Annotated in this window: 21 protein-coding genes and 1 pseudogene; 11 read left to right on the top strand and 11 right to left on the bottom strand. The window is 51.9% G+C overall.

The annotated features are described in order from the left end of the window. Positions 1–322 precede the first annotated feature (322 nt). The 5 genes from ABGA49_RS08880 to ABGA49_RS08900 all read left to right on the top strand — a co-directional run bounded on the left by ABGA49_RS08880 (position 323) and on the right by ABGA49_RS08900 (position 4526). Complete coding sequence (locus ABGA49_RS08880) at positions 323–655, top strand: helix-turn-helix transcriptional regulator (protein ID WP_347665452.1); 333 nt, start codon at positions 323–325, stop codon at positions 653–655. A 167-nt stretch (positions 656–822) separates the two neighbouring features. Further along, on the top strand, positions 823–2229 hold the full coding sequence (gene mmuP / locus ABGA49_RS08885) for an S-methylmethionine permease (protein WP_061498064.1): 1407 nt from the start codon (positions 823–825) through the stop codon (positions 2227–2229). Beyond that, positions 2216–3160, top strand: a complete 945-nt coding sequence (gene mmuM, locus ABGA49_RS08890; protein WP_347665453.1) for a homocysteine S-methyltransferase — start codon at positions 2216–2218, stop codon at positions 3158–3160. Before mmuP ends, mmuM begins: the two co-directional genes overlap by 14 nt. Positions 3161–3593: 433 nt before the next feature. Then, a complete protein-coding gene (locus ABGA49_RS08895) occupies positions 3594–4136 on the top strand; it encodes a hypothetical protein (RefSeq protein WP_061498060.1) in 543 nt (180 codons plus the stop codon). Positions 4137–4139: 3 nt separating this feature from the next. Next, entirely contained in the window at positions 4140–4526 is a 387-nt protein-coding gene (locus ABGA49_RS08900; protein WP_347665454.1) for a putative T6SS immunity periplasmic lipoprotein, read from the top strand. 188 nt (positions 4527–4714) lie between these two features. Here the strand turns inward: ABGA49_RS08900 and ABGA49_RS08905 are convergent, their stop codons facing one another. Further along, positions 4715–5419, bottom strand: a complete 705-nt coding sequence (locus ABGA49_RS08905) for a hypothetical protein (protein ID WP_061498057.1) — start codon at positions 5417–5419, stop codon at positions 4715–4717. A gap of 343 nt (positions 5420–5762) precedes the next feature. On the opposite strand from ABGA49_RS08905, the gene ABGA49_RS08910 reads away from it, so the two are divergent. Then, on the top strand, positions 5763–6383 hold the full coding sequence (locus tag ABGA49_RS08910) for a DapH/DapD/GlmU-related protein (RefSeq protein WP_088237306.1): 621 nt from the start codon (positions 5763–5765) through the stop codon (positions 6381–6383). Positions 6384–6417: 34 nt separating this feature from the next. On the opposite strand, the gene ABGA49_RS08915 is transcribed toward ABGA49_RS08910, so the two are convergent. From ABGA49_RS08915 to ABGA49_RS08930, 4 genes and pseudogenes are all read right to left on the bottom strand, one after another. After that, on the bottom strand, positions 6418–7767 hold the full coding sequence (locus ABGA49_RS08915) for a GntP family permease (protein WP_347665455.1): 1350 nt from the start codon (positions 7765–7767) through the stop codon (positions 6418–6420). Between the two features lie 111 nt (positions 7768–7878). Then, complete coding sequence (locus tag ABGA49_RS08920; protein WP_088237308.1) at positions 7879–9846, bottom strand: YjhG/YagF family D-xylonate dehydratase; 1968 nt, start codon at positions 9844–9846, stop codon at positions 7879–7881. 18 nt (positions 9847–9864) lie between these two features. Further along, positions 9865–10761: pseudogene (locus tag ABGA49_RS08925) on the bottom strand (dihydrodipicolinate synthase family protein); the annotation flags it as partial. Between the two features lie 4 nt (positions 10762–10765). After that, a complete protein-coding gene (locus tag ABGA49_RS08930; protein WP_061500206.1) occupies positions 10766–11554 on the bottom strand; it encodes an IclR family transcriptional regulator in 789 nt (262 codons plus the stop codon). 353 nt (positions 11555–11907) lie between these two features. On the opposite strand from ABGA49_RS08930, the gene ABGA49_RS08935 reads away from it, so the two are divergent. Continuing rightward, complete coding sequence (locus ABGA49_RS08935) at positions 11908–12237, top strand: hypothetical protein (protein ID WP_061498044.1); 330 nt, start codon at positions 11908–11910, stop codon at positions 12235–12237. Between the two features lie 64 nt (positions 12238–12301). Beyond that, positions 12302–13111, top strand: coding sequence for a toll/interleukin-1 receptor domain-containing protein (locus tag ABGA49_RS08940; protein WP_088237310.1), 810 nt, complete (start codon positions 12302–12304; stop codon positions 13109–13111). Positions 13112–13236: 125 nt separating this feature from the next. Here ABGA49_RS08940 and ABGA49_RS08945 read toward each other — a convergent pair whose 3' ends face one another. Both ABGA49_RS08945 and ABGA49_RS08950 read right to left on the bottom strand, forming a co-directional pair. After that, positions 13237–13785: a flavodoxin family protein gene (locus tag ABGA49_RS08945; protein WP_347665456.1), complete on the bottom strand. Its 549-nt coding sequence runs from the start codon at positions 13783–13785 to the stop codon at positions 13237–13239. 26 nt (positions 13786–13811) lie between these two features. Further along, positions 13812–14252 carry a DoxX family protein gene (locus ABGA49_RS08950; RefSeq protein ID WP_061498038.1) on the bottom strand — a complete coding sequence of 147 codons (441 nt, stop codon included), beginning with the start codon at positions 14250–14252 and terminating at the stop codon, positions 13812–13814. A gap of 164 nt (positions 14253–14416) precedes the next feature. Between ABGA49_RS08950 and ABGA49_RS08955 the strand changes: the two genes are divergently transcribed. Then, complete coding sequence (locus ABGA49_RS08955; RefSeq protein WP_061498036.1) at positions 14417–14815, top strand: helix-turn-helix domain-containing protein; 399 nt, start codon at positions 14417–14419, stop codon at positions 14813–14815. A gap of 28 nt (positions 14816–14843) precedes the next feature. Here the strand turns inward: ABGA49_RS08955 and ABGA49_RS08960 are convergent, their stop codons facing one another. Then, positions 14844–15089, bottom strand: a complete 246-nt coding sequence (locus tag ABGA49_RS08960) for a zinc ribbon domain-containing protein (protein WP_061498034.1) — start codon at positions 15087–15089, stop codon at positions 14844–14846. Between the two features lie 150 nt (positions 15090–15239). Here ABGA49_RS08960 and ABGA49_RS08965 point away from each other — a divergent pair, with 150 nt between their 5' ends. Together ABGA49_RS08965 and ABGA49_RS08970 are read left to right on the top strand one after the other, a co-directional pair. Then, on the top strand, positions 15240–16277 hold the full coding sequence (locus tag ABGA49_RS08965; protein ID WP_347665457.1) for a hypothetical protein: 1038 nt from the start codon (positions 15240–15242) through the stop codon (positions 16275–16277). A gap of 85 nt (positions 16278–16362) precedes the next feature. After that, positions 16363–16812 carry a hypothetical protein gene (locus tag ABGA49_RS08970; RefSeq protein ID WP_347665458.1) on the top strand — a complete coding sequence of 150 codons (450 nt, stop codon included), beginning with the start codon at positions 16363–16365 and terminating at the stop codon, positions 16810–16812. A 99-nt stretch (positions 16813–16911) separates the two neighbouring features. Here the strand turns inward: ABGA49_RS08970 and ABGA49_RS08975 are convergent, their stop codons facing one another. From ABGA49_RS08975 to ABGA49_RS08985, 3 genes are read right to left on the bottom strand one after another with little or no spacing between them, the layout of a single operon-like run. Continuing rightward, positions 16912–18234 (bottom strand): ABC transporter substrate-binding protein, encoded by a 1323-nt coding sequence (locus ABGA49_RS08975; RefSeq protein ID WP_347665459.1) that lies wholly within the window; start codon positions 18232–18234, stop codon positions 16912–16914. Continuing rightward, a complete protein-coding gene (locus ABGA49_RS08980) occupies positions 18227–19300 on the bottom strand; it encodes an ABC transporter ATP-binding protein (protein WP_347665460.1) in 1074 nt (357 codons plus the stop codon). Before ABGA49_RS08980 ends, ABGA49_RS08975 begins: the two co-directional genes overlap by 8 nt. Positions 19301–19304: 4 nt before the next feature. After that, complete coding sequence (locus ABGA49_RS08985) at positions 19305–20129, bottom strand: phosphodiesterase (protein ID WP_088237314.1); 825 nt, start codon at positions 20127–20129, stop codon at positions 19305–19307. Positions 20130–20139: the final 10 nt, after the last annotated feature.

Below are 20139 nucleotides of genomic sequence, written 5' to 3' on the forward strand. Positions count from 1 at the left end.
GAATTATCTGACGCCAGCGGAGTTTGCAGCAGGCTGGCGAAATGGAAAAAACGAAGATAAACAAACCGATATTACTAACTGATTATTGTGGTTAATACTGGGGGCAGGTCATCCATTTTGTTCGACCTTCTGTTTAGATTAATCACTTACTGCTAATACTACGTTATTCGTAGTTTGATCGGATAGAATAAATGCTACGTTTTTCGTAGTTTTGGAAACAAGATCTAGCTTTGATGCAATGGTAATGCAAAGAAGGGGATAGCTTACTGCTCTACGTATTTCGTAGTATCGAAGGCAATGGATAACTACGATTATCGTAGCCATGAAAAATTCCATTGCTCATAACGAAGTGTTCAGTCGGCGGCTAAAGACAGCGCGCCTTGCTAAAGGGTTGTCGCAAAAGCAGCTCGGCATTCTGGCCGGGATTGATGAGTTTGTTGCCAGCCCGCGAATCAATCGATATGAGAACGGTATTCATCAGGCAAACATCGAAATAGTCCAGCAACTCGCCCGCGTGCTGGAAGTCCCACTGGCCTATTTTTATGCCGAAGACGATGACCTGGCCTCATTGATCAGCCATTGGGCCAAAGTTGATGCTGAAAAACGCAAGGCGATTATTGCCCTTATTGCTCCTTCATCCTCTGAAAGTGAATAACCCCTAAAAATCAAAAGGCTGTCTTCCTGCAACAGGCCGTTACTGCCTGTTGAATTCCCCATTTGCCCGATCTACTCACCGCCACCATTCATCTGGCTTTTTGCTACCAATCACGATATAACAAATATCTATGGATGTTTAGATGTCTACACGTTTAGAAGGGTGATATGCAGACGCAACAGGAACCAGAAAAAGTACAGCTTAAGCGGACGATGAAAACCCGCCATCTGATCATGCTGTCGCTCGGCGGCGTGATTGGTACCGGGCTGTTTTTCAACACCGGTTATATCATTTCGACCACCGGGGCGGCGGGAACGCTGCTCGCCTACCTGATTGGCGCACTGGTGGTCTGGCTGGTGATGCAGTGTCTGGGCGAACTCTCCGTGGCCATGCCGGAAACCGGCGCGTTTCACGTTTATGCCAGCCGTTACCTTGGCCCGGCGACTGGCTACACCGTCGCGTGGCTCTACTGGCTGACCTGGACGGTGGCGCTCGGCTCCAGCTTTACCGCCGCCGGGTTCTGCATGCAGTACTGGTTCCCGCAGGTCCCGGTATGGATATGGTGCGTGGTGTTCTGCGTGGTCATCTTTGGTCTGAATGTTATCTCTACCCGCTTTTTTGCCGAAGGTGAATTCTGGTTCTCGCTGGTGAAAGTGGTCACCATCATTGTCTTTATTGTGCTGGGCGGCGCGGCGATCTTTGGCTTTATCCCCATGCAGGATGGCTCTCCCGCGCCGGGGTTATCGAACATTACGGTGGAAGGGTGGTTGCCGCACGGCGCACTGCCGATCCTGATGACCATGGTCGCCGTTAACTTTGCGTTCTCTGGCACGGAACTGATTGGCATTGCGGCGGGGGAAACGGAAAACCCGCATAAAGCGATCCCGGTTGCCATTCGCAGCACCATTGCGCGGCTGGTGATCTTCTTTATTGGTACCGTGTGCGTGCTGGCGGCGCTAATCCCGATGCAGCAGGCCGGGGTAGAGAAAAGCCCGTTCGTGCTGGTGTTCGAAAAGGTGGGCATCCCGTATGCGGCGGACATCTTCAATTTCGTTATCCTGACGGCGATCCTCTCGGCGGCGAACTCGGGGCTGTATGCCTCCGGTCGTATGCTCTGGTCGCTGTCGAATGAAAACACGCTGCCGCGTTGCTTTGCTCGCGTCACGAAAAACGGTGTTCCGCTGACGGCATTGTCCGTGTCGATGCTCGGGGGTGTGCTGGCACTCTTCTCCAGCGTCGTCGCACCCGACACGGTGTTCGTTGCGCTGTCGGCGATCTCCGGCTTTGCGGTGGTGGCGGTGTGGATCAGCATCTGCGCCGCGCATTTTATGTTCCGCCGTCGCCATCTTCAGGCCGGAAAACCGCTGAGTGACTTGCAGTACCGCGCGCCCTGGTATCCGCTGGTGCCGGTGCTGGGTTTTGTGCTGTGCCTGGTCGCCTGCATCGGGCTGGCGTTTGATCCCAGCCAGAGAATTGCCCTCTATTGCGGGCTGCCGTTTGTCGCCCTGTGTTATGGTGCGTACTATCTGACCCGAACCCTGAAAACGCAGGAGCCTGAACATGTCGCAGAATAATCCGCTGAGCCACATCCTCGAAAAACAGCCGTTTATCGTGCTGGATGGGGCCATGGCAACGGAGCTGGAAGCGCGCGGATGCAACCTCGCCGATAGCCTGTGGTCCGCCAAGGTGCTGATGGAAAACCCGGCGCTGATCCGCGAAGTGCATCTCGACTATTTTCGTGCCGGGGCGCAGGTGGCGATCACCGCCAGCTACCAGGCCACACCTGCAGGCTTTGCTGCCCGCGGGCTGGATGAGGCGCAGTCGCTGGCGCTGATTGGTAAGAGCGTGGAGCTGGCGCGTAAGGCGCGCGAAGCGTTTCTCGCTGAAAAAACTAACGCAGGTACGTTACTGGTGGCCGGTTCTGTAGGGCCTTATGGCGCGTATCTGGCGGATGGTTCGGAATACCGTGGTGACTATGTGCGCAGCCATGAGGAGTTTATCGCCTTTCATCGCCTGAGGGTGCAGGCGCTTCTGGATGCTGGTGCCGATCTGCTGGCTTGCGAAACGCTGCCGTCTTTTGCCGAAAGCAAAGCGCTGGCGGATTTGCTGAGCGAGTATCCCCGCGCCCGTGCCTGGTTCTCGTTTACCCTGCGCGACAGCGAGCATTTAAGCGATGGAACACCACTGCGCGAGGTGGTTAGCGTGCTGGCGGCCTATCCGCAGATTGTGGCGCTGGGCATCAACTGTGTTGCGCTGAAAGAGACTACCCCGGCGTTGAAACACCTGCAAAGCCTGACCGCGCTGCCGCTGGTGGTTTATCCCAACTCTGGCGAGCACTACGATGCCGTCACTAAAACGTGGTGCAGCCACGGTGACGCGAGCGAAACGCTGGCGGGCTATTTGCCGCAATGGCTGGAGGCGGGCGCGAAGCTTATCGGCGGATGCTGCCGGACCACACCAAAAGATATCGCTGCGTTGAAAGCGGGATGGGAGAGCAAAGCGTAAAATGTTAGGCGCGTGATCTCAATGAACCCGGCGGTAGTGATAGCGCCGGGTATGCTCATGTGCAGGATTTATAATGAAGAGATTATGCTCCGCTTTCTCAGCGCGAGTTAATTGTTGTACCACAAGAGCAACTGCCATGGCATATCATCGGTGTGTTCAGGATAATGTCTGCCATTATCCTGATCTAAGGGCGAAAAATTGCCCGCAGTGACTCTACATCGCAGTTTTAAATTCGGTCGCGAAGTGACTTTATCGTTATTTGTGATGAGATGAATAATCGATATTTGTATGGTTTAATTCATATCATCTGTTTGCTTGTCTCTTCTATGAAAATAAAATCCGAATTTGTTATTTCTGCGTTTTCACACGGAAAAACAAAAATCCCTTTCCCCGATAATGGTGCGCAATAAAATGTGAACCAAAGGAAGGAACAATGACCACAGGAAGTGGAGAAGGGACTCTGCGGCTTATGACGCAGAGTGAGATTGTAATGGCGCGCCGGATTTATGGTGATTCGATTGTTTACAGCCGTGTCTGGGTACATTGTGACAGTTACTTACCTTTTGGCTGGCAACATCCAAAATTTGCGATGGCGCCAAATGGCGAACTTTGGTTCAGAAAAGAGCTCTATAAAGATGATTTTTCTGACATCAGCGTGGCTCTTATGGATAAGCATATATTTATTCATGAGTTAGGACACGTCTGGCAACATCAACATGGCCAGTGGGTACGTACACGAGGTTTGTTTAGCTGGGCGGCGAATTACTACTATAGGCTCGACAAGGAAAAACTTACAGACTACCCCCTTGAACAACAAGCATCTATCTTTGCCGATTACTGGTTAATTTTAGTCTATGGATTATCAACGTGGCTGGCGTTCCAACAACCTCGAGGTGGAGGTAAATATAGGGGAGATGATAATATCCACGACATTCCTGCATTGTATAAAAAGATCATCACCGGAAGAGGATCATGAGCAATGAAACCCTACCTGTTACTGAGCGCTGTTCTCTTGTTATCCGGTTGCCCGGGTTATTCTGATCGTATGGCGGATAGGGTTACTGCAAATGTGTCGCTCCGAAACGGGAGCATCTGTATTGCCTATCCCTCACAGTATGGTGATCGCATCATTGCTGCCGAGATATCCAGTGCTTCGGGCGAAACAGTAAACCACGCTTTCTATAAGAATCCCTTTATTCCTGAGGGTGACCGTTGTCTGCCAACGTTGGGTTACGTGTTTAAATCGGGCATGAAGCATTCCGTTAATTACACGTTAGATAACACCCGATTCGATATGTGGAAAATAGTGACGGTAACGTTTGAGATCGATCCAGATGTACCGGGAAAAATCAGAATCGAACGATAAAAAAAGAAATGATGATAGTAATCAGAATAAGTGGACTGACTACGCAGAATATTGAAAAAGCGCCTTCACGCCAAAAGATATCGCTGCGTTGAAAGAATGGCGTGAGTCTTAAGAGTAACCTGCCGATAGCGGTCAATATTGCTGTACGTTGACCGCTATCGAAAAAAACTGAATACGCTGAGTATCTGTCAGTTAAATTTCACACTGTGTAATACCGTATCGATTTCATTTTTGCTGGCCTGGCTCGTGACGTTATAGGTAACGGTCAGCACAGCCGTTTTTTCCGCAAGCGGGAGCTGGTAGCTCTTCACCTCCCAGTCGTCATTGTCCAGGATACCTTTGCGATGAAACTCAGCAAGAAATGCGGGCGTGTTATTGACAGTGGATAATGAGCAGGTGACCGCGCTGGTGAGTGTGCTGTTGATCTTTTCCAGTGACGGCGTTAATGACGACGAGATCACTTCGCAAACATCGTCGATATTACTGCGGGTGAGGTGGAGTAAATCATCTTTTCCAAACGACTTATCCGTGAAAACCACTCTTACCGTCGCGGTGTTTAACTTGCCGTCTTTGTTTGCATTGGCGGAAAGCGAAATGGCTTTATCATCCCGGGAGATACCGGTTACAGACTCGCTGACTTTTTCAAGCTCTTTGGTTTGTTCTGCTGACATCAATACCCATGTTTCTGGCAGTTCAAGGCTCAGCCCGTAACCTGCCTGATGACGTTGGTAACCTTGATGAGGCGCATCAACGGCGGCGGCTGTCTGTGCGTGTGCTGCGTCTGTATTGGATGTTTCTTGTTTTGTTTTCTTGTCATCAGCGGCAAAGAAGAAAATAACGTTAACGACAATAACGAGTACTACCAGGAGCAAAAGCCCTTTTGTTTTGGTCATGACTATTCCATTTAATCGTACAGTGTTGTCCTGGCGGCATATCTTATAGGCTTACAGTTGGTGCGGCAATAAATGTATTTATGGCATGTATATATATAGGCGCTGCCAATCATAAAATGTTATTTGCCCTGTGCAGATCTTTCATTCCTTAGTATTGGCTACAATTAAGTTGATTCTTAACCGAAATTCTTTGCCATTAGGAAACTCAATTCCGGCATGATGAAAGCATTACCTGAATGGGAAGCAGATCAATGGACGAGTTGGGTGATAAATATCTGGCCCGTCATTTTCCCTACACAGATCTCTCATACAGTAGCGCTATCTGTGATGAGGGGAATAAGCGATGAAGCTCGTAAAATTAGCGGAAACCTGGATCGATCCGACGGTTCGCCTGCGCGAATGCAGGATCGGCCAACAGTGCGAAGTGCTCGCCAATAGCCTGATGGAGTACAGCATGCTGGGGGATTTCTCCTACCTGGGGGAGTACTGCACCGTAGCCGACGCGGAGATCGGTAAATTCACAGCAATTGCCAATAACGTACGCATTGGCGCGCCGAATCACCCGATGGAACGCCCGTCACAGCACCGCATTACCTATTGCCCGGAATACTACTCTGCCAGCGCCACGCGCGATCACGACTTCTTCGCCCGCCGTCGCGGCGACAGCGTCATTATTGGCAACGATGTATGGATCGGTCATGCGGCGATCGTATTACCTGGTGTCACTGTGGGCGACGGGGCTGTTATCGCCGCGGGTGCAGTGGTGAGCAAAGACGTTGCGCCGTACACCATTGTCGGCGGTGTACCGGCGAAAACTATTCGTTTGCGATTTTCCCCACAGGTTGCCCGTCAGTTGCAGCAAATCGCCTGGTGGGACTGGCCGCTCGAGACCATCATCGAGCGGCTGGCTGACTTTCAGGATGAACACATTGAGGTGTTTTGCGAAAAGTGGGGGAGCCAGTGAACCGTGCGGACGGTTCACTGAAGGTGAGTGATAATCAGATAACCATGCTGGCGAGCAGAATAAACAGCAATCCGGATATGGAGAGCAGTGTCGACATCAGCGTCCAGGAGAGTAATGTCTCTTTGGTGGTCAGCCCGAAGAAATCTTTAATCATCCAGAAGCTGGCATCATTGACATGAGAGCAAATGCAGGAACCTGCACCTGTCGCCAGCGTAATCAACGCGAGGTTGGTGTTTGGATGTGCAGCCAGTAGCGGGATGACCAGCCCTGCGGTAGAGATGGCCGCCACCGTTGCTGAACCCAGGCAAATCCTCAGGAAGGCGGCAACGCCCCAGGCCATCAGAATCGGGTTGATGTCCATTCCCGATACCAGCGTGGAAATATACTGACCGACACCCGAGTCGATTAATACCTGTTTGAACGCGCCACCGCCGCCAATGATGAGCAGCAGACCGGCGATGCCGGCAATCGCTTTACCGCAGGAATCCATCAGTTCCGGGATGGTTTTTCCCCTGCCTACGCCCATTGTGTAGATGGCGAACAGCAGGGAAATCAGCATCGCAATGGTGGAGTTGCCTAAAAACAGCATGATATTAAAGAGCACACCCGGGTCGCCTGCATCTTTCGACCGTGCCATCTGCATTATGGTCACCAGCGCCATCAAAATAACCGGCAACATGGCGGTTAAGAAGCTAATACCAAACCCTGGCATCTCGCTTTCACTAAAGGTGCGGGTTGCGCCAAGGGAAGCAATATTGCCCTCTTTTTTAAACGCTTCCGGGATCAGGCGCTGGCACACTTTATTCAGCAACGGTCCACAGAGAATAAAGCAGGGAATACCGACCGCAATGCCATAAATCAGCACCATGCCCACATCGGCACCATATTCTCTGGCGATCACCGTCGGGCCAGGATGGGGTGGCAGAAAACCGTGCGCCACTAACAGACCAGCCAGCATAGGCACGCACATATACATCGGCGAAATTTTGGCTTCGCGGGCGATGGCAAATAAAATGGGCACCAGCAGAATCAGCCCCACTTCAAAGAACAGCGCAATCCCGACGATAAACGCAGAACAGACGACGGCCCAGTCCAGCTTTTTCGCACCGAAATATTTCAACATTGTTAGCGCAATACGTTGCGCGCCCCCGGCATCGGCTAACAATCGGCCAAGCATAACGCCAAAGCCAAAGATCAGGCCGATATGGCCGAGCGTGCCGCCAAGCCCGGACTCAACTGAGGCGACAACTTTACTGAGTTGCATTCCACTGGCGATGGCGACGCCTATCGACACAATAATTAAAGAAACAAAGGTATTTAATTTAATTCTTATGGTTAAAAGCAGGAGTACAGCAATACCTGCCACAACGATAAATAGTGGCATAACGACCTCTCATTATTCAGGTAATAACCCACCATAATCCAGGCTGTCGCGATATTTTCGTCAACAGTCTGAATTAGTTAGGGTGAAGATGTTCTTATCGGTTTATTGTTTTCAGGATTTATTTATAGCGCCTCGTAGAGCTTCATTTATTTTATCGACGTCGTAAATACATCCGCGCCAGGTTCCTCCACTCACCGCCTGAAGCATGGCCCAAAGCCGCGTGTCGTCTGGCAGTTCAGGATCTGGCATCAGATCCGGATGGCTACTTCTGGCATGTAAAATAACGCTGGCTTCCTCCCGTGATGGTAATTTTTTATCGGTGCTGCTACCTAAGAAATTGACTTCTCCCTGGAGTTGGCGGCAGTCAATTTTAATTTCTATCAGATCCCCGGTGCGTAATTTCCCGATTGCACCTCCCGCCAGTGCTTCTGGCCCAACATGGCCAATACAGGCACCGGTAGAAACCCCGGAGAAACGGGCATCCGTAATCAGTGATACATATTTACCGTAAGAGAGGTGTTTCAGTGCGCTGGTAACCTGATAGGTCTCTTCCATCCCGGTACCAGATGGGCCAACGCCAATGATCACCAGGATATCTCCGGCTTTAATTTTATCGTGCTTGATATCGTAAATGGCTGTTTTTTCGGACGTGTAAACTTTGGCTACGCCTTTGTGGTAATAGATCCCCTGTTCGTTAATGACCGAGGCATCAATAGCCGTCGATTTTATTACCGAACCCTCCGGCGCGATATTACCCACCGGGAAGGTGATCGTGGAGGTTAAGCCACGTTTGTGCGCCTGTTGCGGTGACATGATCACCTCATCCGGCTCGACCTGTTCCTGCGCACGTAGCAGTGCTTTAAACCGCTGACGCCGTTCCGAGTGCTCCCACCAGTCGAGGTTTTCTTTCAGCGTACAGCCCGTGACGGTCATGACCTCTTCGTGCAGCAGACCCAGGTTACGCAGGTGCAACATCACTTCCGGTACGCCGCCCGCCATAAAGGCATTCACGGTAGGGTGATAAACCGGCCCGTTTGGCAGCACGCTCACCAGTCGCGGCACCCGTTTATTAATGCGGGTCCAGTCCTCGACGGTTGGAATACGGCAACCGGCCTGGTGAGCAATGGCCGGGATATGCAACAGCAGGTTCGTGGAACCGCCAAATGCGGCGTGCACCACCATGGCGTTTTCAATCGCTTCATCAGTGAGGATATCTTTGGTGGTGATGCCGCGTTGGCTCAGGTGCAGTGCAGCCCGCGCGGAGGCTCTGGCGATCTCTTGCCAGACAGGTTCGCCGGAAGGGGCCAGCGCGGAATGGGGAAGCGCGAGCCCAAGGCCTTCCGCCACGACCTGCGATGTCCCTGCAGTACCCAGAAACTGGCAGCCGCCACCGGAAGAGGCGCACGCCTGGCAGCCCGCACGACGTGCGGCCTGTAGCGACAGTTCTCCGTTGGCGAAGCGTGCGCCAATGGTCTGTACCTTACCGTTGTCCTCTCCATGACGGGCAGGCAAGGTCGCACCGCCGGGGATCAGTACCGTCGCTGTGTCGTGCTGGGACGCCAGTGCCATCATGGTTGCCGGCAGGCCTTTATCGCAGGTGGCCACGCCGATAACCGCTTTTGCGCCGGGCAAAGAACGGATCAGGCGGCGCATCACCATGGAGGCGTCATTCCGGTACGGCAGCGAATCAAACATCCCGGTTGTCCCCTGCGTGCGACCATCACAAGGGTCGGAGACATAGACGGCATAGGGCAGAGCGTTGTGCGTCTTGATCACCTCTGCCGCCGCCTTCATCTGTATATCCAGCTCGTAATGCCCCTGATGAAGTGCCAGCGCAACAGGTTTGCCGTCTGCGCCGCGTAGTCCACCCAGCGTGCTGAGCAGTAAAATACCGTCCCGATCCAGTTCGTCGGGTGTCCAGCCCATGCCCGCATTCATGGTCATGCCAAAAATGTCGCCGCTGGGGCGGTTAATCAACATGTCAGGTGTGAGCGGCAGTTCACCCTGCGGCCCTGCGGCATGGGTTCTGACGCAATAAATATCCTGGCTGTTGTTATCTAAAATATCGCGAACCGACATGGTGCCCCCTTGTGGTTGTAAAATTCCCTGCGCCATCAATAACGCATGAACTTTCTCTTTTGCCTCTTCCGATGCCTCTAAGATAGGTGGCAGGCAGTATGTCTCCACGGGCAACCCAACACATTGCATTGCGTACTTGATGAGGGAGACGAACGGCGTTTCCAAGGAATAAATCGACGGTAATTGCAGCAGTTTTTTATTCAGCGTGGCGGCAGTAGCGAGATCGTCATTGCGCCAGGCGTTATAAATGCCCACGGATAAGTCCGGCGCAAAATTGGCGCTGGCGGTAATCGCACCCGCACCGCCCAATAGCAGCGTATTCAGTAAGTGATCATCGTAGCCACAGAACACCGCGAACTCAGGACGCACGGCTTTGACAGTGTTGATCATTGCGCGCAAGTGACCCACGCTGTCGATGGTGTCTTTGATGCCGACGATGTTCTCATTTTGCAGCGCCAGCCGTTTGACGGTCTCCGGCGTTAAGTCCTGACCGGTCAGATCCGGAAAGTTATAAATGATCACTGGCAAACTGACACTGCGGGCGATTTGCTGGTAATAATCATCCAGATTGCGCGGGGCGACTTTCCAGTAATAGGGGTTAATTGCGACGATGCCGTCGGCACCACTGGCCTCGGCATGGCGCGCCAGTTTCACGGCTTCGTCCGTCGAAGGGGAGCCGACACCAATTAATACGGGGACCCGCCCGGCAACCACTGCGATAGCGTTTTCGGCGAAAGCCATCCGTTGACTGGCGTTCATCTGGCTGAATTCGCCGCCGGTGCCCAGATAAAAAAGTCCGTCCACGCCTTTTTTTATGAGAAAATCAGCAACCTGTTGCATCGCTGTTTTATCGATTGTCCCGTCGCGATGAAACGTGCTGGAGACTGGCGGAATAATTCCCCTGAATGTCTTCATTACTTCAGTTTCCTTTTCTTAAATATTCGTTGTCATTCCTGTATCCCAGTCCATATGATATTTGTCCGGCGCATTGCCGAAGCAATTCCAGATAACCGTCGATCTTATTACCCGAATAAACAATCGGGTCACCCGATAAGGAGATCGCATAGTTAACCCGGTTATACATATTAAATACCGGCATACTTAAACAGACGGCACCATAAGTTGACTCTTCATTGTCGATGGCCCATCCCCGTAGTCGCGTTTTCTGTAACTCCTCCAGAAACAGTTTCTTATCGGTAAACGTATTGCTGGTGTGTTTTTTCAGGGTTAACGCATTTAAAAAATAATCAATCTCTTCGCGAGGTTTCCATGCTAATAATGCCTTGCCCAGCGCGGTGATATGCAATTCCAGCTTTTTACCAATCCAGCTTTTGCGTGTGGGTACAGAACTTGGGCTTTCGACTTTGTCGAGGTAGATGGCTGAATAACTCTCCATCGCGCCTAAATGGCACACCAGCCCGCTTTTCATCGACAGTTCCTGCATGGGGCGTTTGGTCACTTCGAAAATATTTTTCCGGTGTAACGCCTGACAACCCAGTTCATAATTTTTAATCCCCAGCGCATACTGGTTACTCTCGTTTTTAACCAAAAAGCCACAATCCACCATCACATTTAATAAATTAAGCAAGCTGCTTTTGGGAAGCTGAAATTCTTTTAACAGTTCCATATAGCTCGCCACGCCAACATAGGCGATGTGAGTTAATATTTTTTCTGCGCGAATCAGCGAATTACACCCTTTTCCCGCCATCATTTTGCCCTCTTGCTGTTGATATAAAGTTTATCCATCCGGGAGGGTGGAAAATATATAGAGTTCAACAGGCTGAACCGGGATGAAGGAATGAAACGTGATCTAATACGCAGTTTGACAAATAGAGGGATGAGTGCGGTTGTGCGCAAAGGGCAACCAACATATCGATAAGCGCCACACCACGCCACAGGTCAAAAACGGTTGAGAATGGCCTTACCTGATAAACGGCCTGGAGGGAATGACCGTTTCTTGCGCCGTCATGAAAACGCAAAATGACAAGCCGTGTAACAATCTCGACTGTGGTTGCTGCAGGAATTTGCTACGCTGAATGATAAAAATTACGAGTGATCCCAATGAAAATACTGATCTTTATTCTTATCACTTTTGCTGCCGGGGCTGCATATGCCGACACGTACCAGCAAATCACCACCAGTAACAAACCGCGTACGTTGGTCACCGGGCCGGATACGTTCAAAAACCGTCTGCGCTACTGGTTTTTGATGGATGATGGCAACCCTTCCGTCTATGAAGTCGTGGAAAAAAACCGTAAGGGAGAGTGGGTGAATGTGGTGCATCCTGATCAGAATCCGGTACTGATCATCAAAGGCAATACACTGCGTATTGAACACCGCGACGGCAATAAGCTGATAAGCATGGAGCAATTCGCGAGAACCACGGATTGATGCGTTTTTACTGAGGGAATAGACTAACGTTATCCCTGACATTGTTTAAGAAAAGGAGGTTGAAATGAGTCATGACTTTTTATATATGTTCGAATGTGATTACGGTTCCAGAACGCAAGAGAAAAAGTTTATCAAAGATATCCTTAATCATTTCGATAAAGATTATGCAACTATGGTCGGCCTTGTCGTGAACAATAATCCATATTGCCTTTCATTTCATGTTGCCGTGAATTTGCAAAAGGATCCTGTGTATTTTGAGCAATGGCTTCGTGATAATTATCCTGAAAAAATAAAAAGACATAATATGTTCGTAAAGGATATTTTACCCTACAACGTAGTAACATTGCTTAATGCAGAAATGGTCGATCTTTTTATAACTGCAAATGGTGGTGGACACCCGTTTCTTTGGTCAGAAAGAGATGTTCTGGAAAAAGAATACCCTCAATATATCGATTTCAAGAAAAGAGAAGCAAAGGTTTTTTTAAGTCATTCATCATTAGACAAAAACAATATTGTTTTTCCTCTACACTCTTACTTACAGGCCAACGATGTTGCGACATGGCTTGATACTTATGAAATTGACTATGGCGATAATATCGTTCTGAAAGTTAATGAAGGCATAGATAAGGCTGATATTGGTCTGTTTATTTTAACGGATAATTTTTTTGCTAAACGCAGTGGTTGGCCCTTGGCTGAATTCACAACATTTTTTATGAGCTTAATGAATTCTGATAAGAAAATACTGATGATCGATGCCGGTGTGTCACCTGAGAACATGTTGCCGATGATGAAATCATATCGATATCTGCGTTGGGACAACGGTTCTGGATTGCCGGAAATAGCGAATGCGGTGAAAAGAATCATGGCTAAATGAGCAGAACTGTCTAATAAAAATATCGGTGTTGTCGGTTGATCGCATTTCTGCTGCTGGCGTTAAGGCCCGTATTGTTAAAATAAAGCCAGGTCACCCCGGCCTTATCTTATTCAAACCAGGCAAACTCAGTTAAAGCGACGGGTAATATCCGCAATGCGTTGACCGAATTTCACTGCGGTATCCAGGTCGCCAGAGGCGATTTTGTCGGCACCCGCGTCGGACGGAGACTGCACCAGCAGGCCGACAGAACCACCGAGGTTGTTAATGTCCTGGCGCGTCGCGGCCAGCGTGTTAGCGGGCAGCAGGCCGAGGCTGACCCAGATGCCGCCATGCTGTGACGCCAGGGTTTGCAGGTATTGCAGCGAAACCTGTTTGTCACCATTCAGGCTGGCGCTGTTGCTGAAGCCGGCAAACACTTTGTCCTGCCAGGCGCGAGTGAACCAGGCTTTGGAGCTGGCGTCGGCGAACTTTTTAAACTGCCACGGCACGCCGCCCATATAGGTCGGGGCACCAAAAATGATCGCCTTCGCGTCATTCAGCGCCTGCCAGTCGCTCTCCTGAATGTCACCATTATTATCTACTGAAATAAGCTGTGCATTCGCGCCTTCGGCCACTTTTTCCGCTACGGCTTTGGTGTGCCCATAACCAGAATAATAAACCACAACAATTGACATATTTTTCTCCTGTTAATGAGAGATAACTAACGCCATTCTTTTTCTTTATCGGCAGACAGGGCATATTTCCCCGCGCCCAAAAACATAATGCTCAGGCCACCCAGGAAATAGAGCGCCTCACTTTCCAGACCCCACGCACCAACGTCGGTCAGGGTAAAGAATTTACCCATGCCCACCAGTAATGTGGCGACCAGAATATTAAATGCGTAAATAAACGCCGCCTGGCGGGTAAACAGCCCAATAATAATCAGTAGCGGAGTGATGATTTCACCAATAAATACGCCGTAAGCGATAAACCCAGGTAATCCCTTCGCCGCCAGCATACCGGCGATCCAGCTTACACCATGCTGCACTTTGGCAACGCCGTGGAATAGCATCAGCACGCCAAAGGTCAGGCGCAGCAACAGCTTGCCAAAATCCGGGTGCGAAGTGAGGCTAATAAATGCCTGATTTAACCGCGTAATCATCCTTTTTCCTTTCAATCCTGTAGGAGAATTTTTGCCATTTCTGGCACCTTAGTATCAAATAGAAACTTAGGTTTGAGTTATACACACCCCGCTGCGGTTGCGGAAGAAGGCACCCAAAGGTCACTACGTTTCCTTGAGGAAACCTACTACGAGAATTTGTCGTTATGATTAAGCCGTCCATTCCTTACGATATTTATGATAACCGCTGCCCCACGCGCGACATGCTGTCGCGTCTGGCGGATAAATGGGCACTGTTAGTGCTGGCGCGCCTGGAGAACGGGCCGATGCGTTTTAACGGTCTGAAGCGGGATATTCGGTTGATCACACAAAAGGTACTGACCCAGACACTGCGCAAGCTGGAGCGCGACGGCATTATTGCCCGTGAAGTGTTCTATACCGTGCCGGTATCGGTTGAGTACAGTCTCACACCTCTCGGGCGCACGCTGACGGAAACCGTCTCGGTGCTGGCTCACTGGGTTGAACACAATATGGATGCCGTACTGGCTGCGCAGGCGGCATATGACGAGGCCAATGCGCCGAAAATAAAGGAACCCACGGTGTAACGAGGGTTCCACAATCTCCAACAAATAGTTAAGCCCGATCGGCCCAGGCGGGCATCGACGTCAGATAACGAACGGCGCGTTTGCGCGCTTCTTCGTTGCCCACGTTTTGCCAGGAATCGAGAAACTGCGCGAGACCGGATACGGCCTCTTCCCAGGACTTCAGGTTACCTTCGCTGTCGGTGCAGTAAGCACAATAGTGGTCACTCGGGCCACGGGCATCGGGTGCGGAAAGTGGCATTCCGCAGGAGTGGCAGTACTGTTCTGGGTGTGGCATGGTGCGCTCCTTGTCTTTGGGTTGGACAATAAATATACAACTCCGGCGAAGAGCATGTTGTCCCTTCGATCAAATAACCAGATAATTTTTATGGTTATAAGGCAATCGCTGTTGCCGTACACTTTCCTCTCACATCGCAAGGAGAACGCAATGACTGAGTACTGGTGGAAGGATCTTCGCGATCGCGACGACAGCTGGCAAGGACTGGAACTGAGGGTGCGTGCGGGCGACGGTCAGGCCATGGAGATGCAGAGTGGACACAACGGCCGCATGGCGTTGCAGGTAAACGGTGAAACGTTGTTCTGGGCAACGATGCTGAAAGATCACGCTGGCGTCTGGTTGGTGTTTAACGGGGAGCATCCCGCCCAGGCGTTGTTGCTGCCTGCGGTGACATCTGCGGATGTGGAGAGCGCGAAACGGGCCGGAGAATCGAACTGGCAAAGTCACTGGTGCCGCTATTTTGCGCGGCAGTTAATGGAAGCCCCTACGCCACTGTTACCGCCCGGCCGCTGGTTGCTACGACCGATGGAGCAGGTAAAGCCGACCGCGCCCTATATCGTCAATAAGCCCCTGCCATTTGAGCAGTGGCGCTTTCAGACCCCTGCCAGCAGTGCACAGATCAGCGTCAATTGGGCGCTTTACAGCGAAGATTTTCCCGATCTGCAAAACCCGGAAAAAGTCACCTTTGTCGACTGGTGGTGGGGCGGTCATCTGCTGCTTGCCCGCTATCCGGTTGAGGCCAACAGCGGGCGGGTAAAATGGTGGCGCAAGAAGTGCCGTGAGAACGCGCTGCCGCCGGTTCTGGTGTGGTTTATCGCCGGGCTGGCTTCGTTTGTCATCCTCGATGGGCATGACCGTTTGCAGGCGGCAATACTTGAAGGCACGCAACCGCAATTTCTCGTACTCAGTGAACTGAGCGAGCAGGTCTATACCCCGAATGAAGAGACGCGGGAGCGTGTTTTACACTCGCTGGCTATTCAGCAGGAGAAGTGTAAAAAAACCGGCGCGAATATTGATGCCATGAATCAGTCGCTGCTGAATTTGTACGATACCCGCTATCTTTATGCGCAAACTCATAGCCGTGCAGTGCTGGGGGATGGGAAAGGCTGGGAACGCGCGGTGACCGCTTATTTGCAGCGCCACCAGCTCAACGACTATCTGCCGAAGATCCTGGCGCGAGAGGAATAATGCCATTTGCCATCAAAAATGGTCATTAACGGGTTCAGGTGCGTTTAAAAGGGTAACAACATTCAAGGATGAAAAGGAATAGCTCATGCGCACTATCAGTAAACACGCTGCGTTAATGTTTAGCGTGCTGAAGTGGGGGATATTATTTGTTGTCTCATTGGGTCTCGTGCTGTTTTTTTTGCTTTGGCTGATGCTTTCCAGTCTGGGCGAAACCACGGTGTACACCGAACAAAATTTATGGGATTACCACACATTGACGCAGGATGCGATTGCGTACGCCCCACGAATCAGTGCGAATTATCACTTTGAGTTCCACAATGGTGATGGTTACCCATCATCGAATAGCATCATTTTTGAGGATGCCCGCAACATTGAGGCATTGCGGGACTACGTGAAAAGTATGGGTTACCAGCGGGACCCAAGCCTGACATACGGTGCGGAGGAATGGCGCAAACCGGGCGTGCCGGGGGCAAACACGTTTTCAATCTATTATGACCCTAAAACCCGGCAAGCGACGCTAAGTATTTTCTTGTGAAGTTGGTAAGTGCTCACCGGAGTAGTAGCGTCTGCATATCATCAACCGTTTACAGCACTCAGCAACGTACCCCGCTTCCCTGCGGGGTAACGCGGCGTTTTATTTCACGGCCTGCAGCGCCGTTTTCTCAACATACGGTTTCATCAGCGTGTCGGCTTCTTTCTGCGCCGCCTCGGCGGCAGCTTCCGGGGTGACTTTCTCGTCGTTCACCACTGCCGCAAGCTGGTTTTCCATCGCTTTACGTACGGCCACCGTTTCATAGGTCGAATACCACGGGTGCGCATACTGCAACTGTTCCAGCGCGATAGCGGCGCGAGGATCCTGCTTCAGGTACGCCTTCATCTCCGGCGTATCGTACGAGGCTTTGCGCGGTGAGAAGTAGCCGGTGAAGCGGCTCCAGGAACCGTTCACTTCCGGGCTTACAAGATAGGTCAGGAACTGATAAGCCGCTTTTTTCTGTGCATCGGAAATGCCCTTAAAGCTCACCAGACTGGCACCGCCAATCGGTACGGCGCGTTGCTCCTGCGCGGGCATCATCGCCACGCCCAGTTCGAAATCCTTGGTGTTCTCACGCATAAAGCCCAGTGCACCGGTGCTCAGCATCGCCATCCCCAGTTTGCCGGAGAAGAACGCCGCGCTGATCTGCTTGGAGTTCAGCACACCGGAGGGCATCACTTTGTCTTTGTAGATCATGTCCTGCCAGAAATGCAGCGCACCGATAGTGGTCGGGGCGTTGTAATAGACTTCGCCTGGGTAGTTTTCGTTGAAATAGTTGCCGCCGTTGGCGCGAACCAGCGAAGAGAAGATCCAGCCGCCGTAATCGTCGTTGGTGGAGGGCAGCATAATGCCCCACTGGCCTTTGCTCTGGTCGGTCAGTTTTTTCGCGTCCTCAAGCAGCTCTTTCCAGTTCTGCGGCGGTTGTTTGATACCCGCCTGATCGAACATCGTTTTGTTGTAATACAGAATCGGCGTCGAGTTGTGGAACGGAATGGCGTAAGTCACGCCCATCACCTGCGCGTTTTTGTGCATGGCCGGCCAGAACGCATTTTGCAGGAAATCACCCGCTTTTTGGTCGCCGAATTTAAACAACTCGTCCATCGGCAGGATCTCATCTTTCAGCGCCAGGTCGGTGGTGAAGTTGGCGGACATGATCACCAGCGCGGGTGGCTGGCCCGCTTTCTGCGCGGATTCGGCTTTCATTTTGGTGGTGTCATAGTTGCCGGTAAAAATCCCGCGTACTTCCACTTCTTTTTGCGAGTCGTTAAAGGCGTTAATGATTCGCGTCATCTCCATGGTCAGTTTGCCGTCCACCGGGGCGGGAAACATAAAGTCGATTTTCTCCTGCGCCAGCACAGTACCGCTTATCGCAAGGGTGATGCTGTAAGTAAGCGCTCGCAACGTCTTTGTCAGAGGCTTAGGCATGGTCTCTCTCCTGGTGTAAGTTAAGCCGCGTTTCGGCATTAAAAAGATGACAATCAAGGGGTGAAAAACCGACGCTGAGTGTGTTCCCTTTGTTGGGAACATCGCCCCGGTGTCGGCGGATATAGCGCAGGTTGCCGATCGGCGTGCTGACGTGAAGCTGATAGTCAGCGCCCATCAGCTCCCGCTGAATGACGGTAGCGGGCAATACCAGGTGGCCTTCTTCCGGCGCATCAGTAATGTGCTCCGGGCGGATGCCCAGCCATACGTTATGTAAATCAGCGGCATGTGCGGGAAGCGGCAGACGCTGTTCACCCAGAAGTACCTCACCGTTTGCGCACGGCAGCGACAGCAGGTTCATCGCCGGTGAGCCAATAAACCCGGCGACAAACAGGTTCGCCGGGTGGGCGTACAGGTGTTCCGGGCGGCCAACTTGCTGCACGTGACCACCGTTCATCACCACAATGCGGTCGGCCATCGACATCGCTTCCGTCTGATCGTGCGTCACGTAAATGGTGCTGGTCTTTAGCTGCTGGTGCATCGCCATAATGCTGTCGCGCACTTCCGTACGCAGACGCGCATCGAGGTTGGAAAGCGGTTCATCCATTAAGAACAGCGTCGGATTGCGCACGATAGCGCGCGCCATGGCCACGCGCTGACGCTGGCCGCCGGAGAGTTTCGCCGGTTTGCGATCCAGCAGGCTGTCGAGCTGGAGCATCTGCGCCACGCGATCCAGTCGCGGCTGCCAGCTGGCTTTCTCTTCGTTGCGCACTTTCATACCGAAAGTGATGTTGTCGCGCACGGAAAGGTGCGGAAACAGAGCATAGTTCTGGAAGATCATCGCAAAGTTACGCTCACGGGGCGAACGCGCAGTGATCTCTTCGTCGCCCAGCCAGATAGCGCCTTCGCTGACACTCTCCAGCCCGGCGATCAGGCGTAGCAGGGTGCTTTTACCGCAGCCAGAGGGGCCAACCAGTACCACAAACTCACCGTCGTGGATATCCAGCGACAGTGCGCTCAGCGCGGCTTTGTCCTCGAACTGTTTACTGACGTTTTGCAGTTTTAACATGTGCTTAGCGCTCATCTACCGGGCAACTGATCTTCTCGTCATACAGCCACGGGCCTGCGTAATGCGACAGAGGATGCTGGTAGCTGACCCATTGATCGCCGATCTGGCGGTGCATCAGGCATGAAGCAGGCGACAGATCGTAATACGGGCGGGTATCTTCATGACAATAGGGTACCTGGTGTACGGTCGCCGGAACGGTGGCGATCGTTGCCTGGCGGTACTGGGTCAGAGTCAGACTGTGGTTATGACCGCAGAAAATGCGGATCAGCGACGGGAAGCGCTCCACCAGTTTCAGCAGCAGATGGCCGTTTTCACAGGCGATGCGATCCATCTGCGCGTTACCCAGCGGCAGCGGCGGGTGGTGCATAAACACGGCGGTGGGTTTGTCGCCGCCCGTGATTAACTGCGCTTCCAGCCAGTTCAGCGTCTCGCTGGTCAGCCAACCTTTTGACTCCCCGGCGAGGCTGGAATCAATAAACAGCAAGCGGGTAGCGAAGTCATCGATGGCGTAGTGCATATTCTGCGGGTCGCTACCAAGCTGCGGGCACAGCGGGTGCAGGTACTCCAGAAAGTGGGCTTTGTTATCGTGATTACCCGGAATAACAAACAGCGGGTAGTCGAGCCCGCCGAGGATCTGGCGCGCCACGCGGTACTCTTCCGGGCGGCCACAGTTCACGATATCGCCGCTGACGATAACCGCATCCGGGCGTTCGCGCAGGGCATTCAGTTGGCAGACCACGTCGGCATTGCCCGCGTTAATGTCGATAAAGCCATACAGCTTCTCGTTCTGACTGCGAAAATGGGTGTCGGAAATTTGCGCTAAAAACATCACTGCACTC

It is taken from the genome of Kosakonia sp. WA-90 (assembly GCF_039871955.1).
GTDB classification, from domain to species: domain Bacteria; phylum Pseudomonadota; class Gammaproteobacteria; order Enterobacterales; family Enterobacteriaceae; genus Kosakonia; species Kosakonia oryzendophytica.

Excerpts from the sequence above, each read along its gene's own strand:
- ABGA49_RS08975 (WP_347665459.1), bottom strand. The coding sequence starts at position 18,234 with ATGCCTAAGCCTCTGACAAAGACGTTGCGAGCGCTTACTTACAGCATC.
- ABGA49_RS08955 (WP_061498036.1), top strand. The coding sequence starts at position 14,417 with ATGATTAAGCCGTCCATTCCTTACGATATTTATGATAACCGCTGCCCC.
- ABGA49_RS08910 (WP_088237306.1), top strand. The coding sequence starts at position 5,763 with ATGAAGCTCGTAAAATTAGCGGAAACCTGGATCGATCCGACGGTTCGC.
- ABGA49_RS08960 (WP_061498034.1), bottom strand. The coding sequence starts at position 15,089 with ATGCCACACCCAGAACAGTACTGCCACTCCTGCGGAATGCCACTTTCC.
- ABGA49_RS08940 (WP_088237310.1), top strand. The coding sequence starts at position 12,302 with ATGAGTCATGACTTTTTATATATGTTCGAATGTGATTACGGTTCCAGA.
- ABGA49_RS08895 (WP_061498060.1), top strand. The coding sequence starts at position 3,594 with ATGACCACAGGAAGTGGAGAAGGGACTCTGCGGCTTATGACGCAGAGT.
- ABGA49_RS08965 (WP_347665457.1), top strand. The coding sequence starts at position 15,240 with ATGACTGAGTACTGGTGGAAGGATCTTCGCGATCGCGACGACAGCTGG.
- ABGA49_RS08950 (WP_061498038.1), bottom strand. The coding sequence starts at position 14,252 with ATGATTACGCGGTTAAATCAGGCATTTATTAGCCTCACTTCGCACCCG.
- ABGA49_RS08905 (WP_061498057.1), bottom strand. The coding sequence starts at position 5,419 with ATGACCAAAACAAAAGGGCTTTTGCTCCTGGTAGTACTCGTTATTGTC.
- ABGA49_RS08900 (WP_347665454.1), top strand. The coding sequence starts at position 4,140 with ATGAAACCCTACCTGTTACTGAGCGCTGTTCTCTTGTTATCCGGTTGC.
- ABGA49_RS08980 (WP_347665460.1), bottom strand. The coding sequence starts at position 19,300 with ATGTTAAAACTGCAAAACGTCAGTAAACAGTTCGAGGACAAAGCCGCG.
- ABGA49_RS08970 (WP_347665458.1), top strand. The coding sequence starts at position 16,363 with ATGCGCACTATCAGTAAACACGCTGCGTTAATGTTTAGCGTGCTGAAG.
- ABGA49_RS08935 (WP_061498044.1), top strand. The coding sequence starts at position 11,908 with ATGAAAATACTGATCTTTATTCTTATCACTTTTGCTGCCGGGGCTGCA.
- ABGA49_RS08945 (WP_347665456.1), bottom strand. The coding sequence starts at position 13,785 with ATGTCAATTGTTGTGGTTTATTATTCTGGTTATGGGCACACCAAAGCC.
- ABGA49_RS08915 (WP_347665455.1), bottom strand. The coding sequence starts at position 7,767 with ATGCCACTATTTATCGTTGTGGCAGGTATTGCTGTACTCCTGCTTTTA.
- ABGA49_RS08920 (WP_088237308.1), bottom strand. The coding sequence starts at position 9,846 with ATGTCGGTTCGCGATATTTTAGATAACAACAGCCAGGATATTTATTGC.
- ABGA49_RS08880 (WP_347665452.1), top strand. The coding sequence starts at position 323 with ATGAAAAATTCCATTGCTCATAACGAAGTGTTCAGTCGGCGGCTAAAG.
- ABGA49_RS08930 (WP_061500206.1), bottom strand. The coding sequence starts at position 11,554 with ATGGCGGGAAAAGGGTGTAATTCGCTGATTCGCGCAGAAAAAATATTA.
- ABGA49_RS08985 (WP_088237314.1), bottom strand. The coding sequence starts at position 20,129 with ATGTTTTTAGCGCAAATTTCCGACACCCATTTTCGCAGTCAGAACGAG.
- mmuP (WP_061498064.1), top strand. The coding sequence starts at position 823 with ATGCAGACGCAACAGGAACCAGAAAAAGTACAGCTTAAGCGGACGATG.
- mmuM (WP_347665453.1), top strand. The coding sequence starts at position 2,216 with ATGTCGCAGAATAATCCGCTGAGCCACATCCTCGAAAAACAGCCGTTT.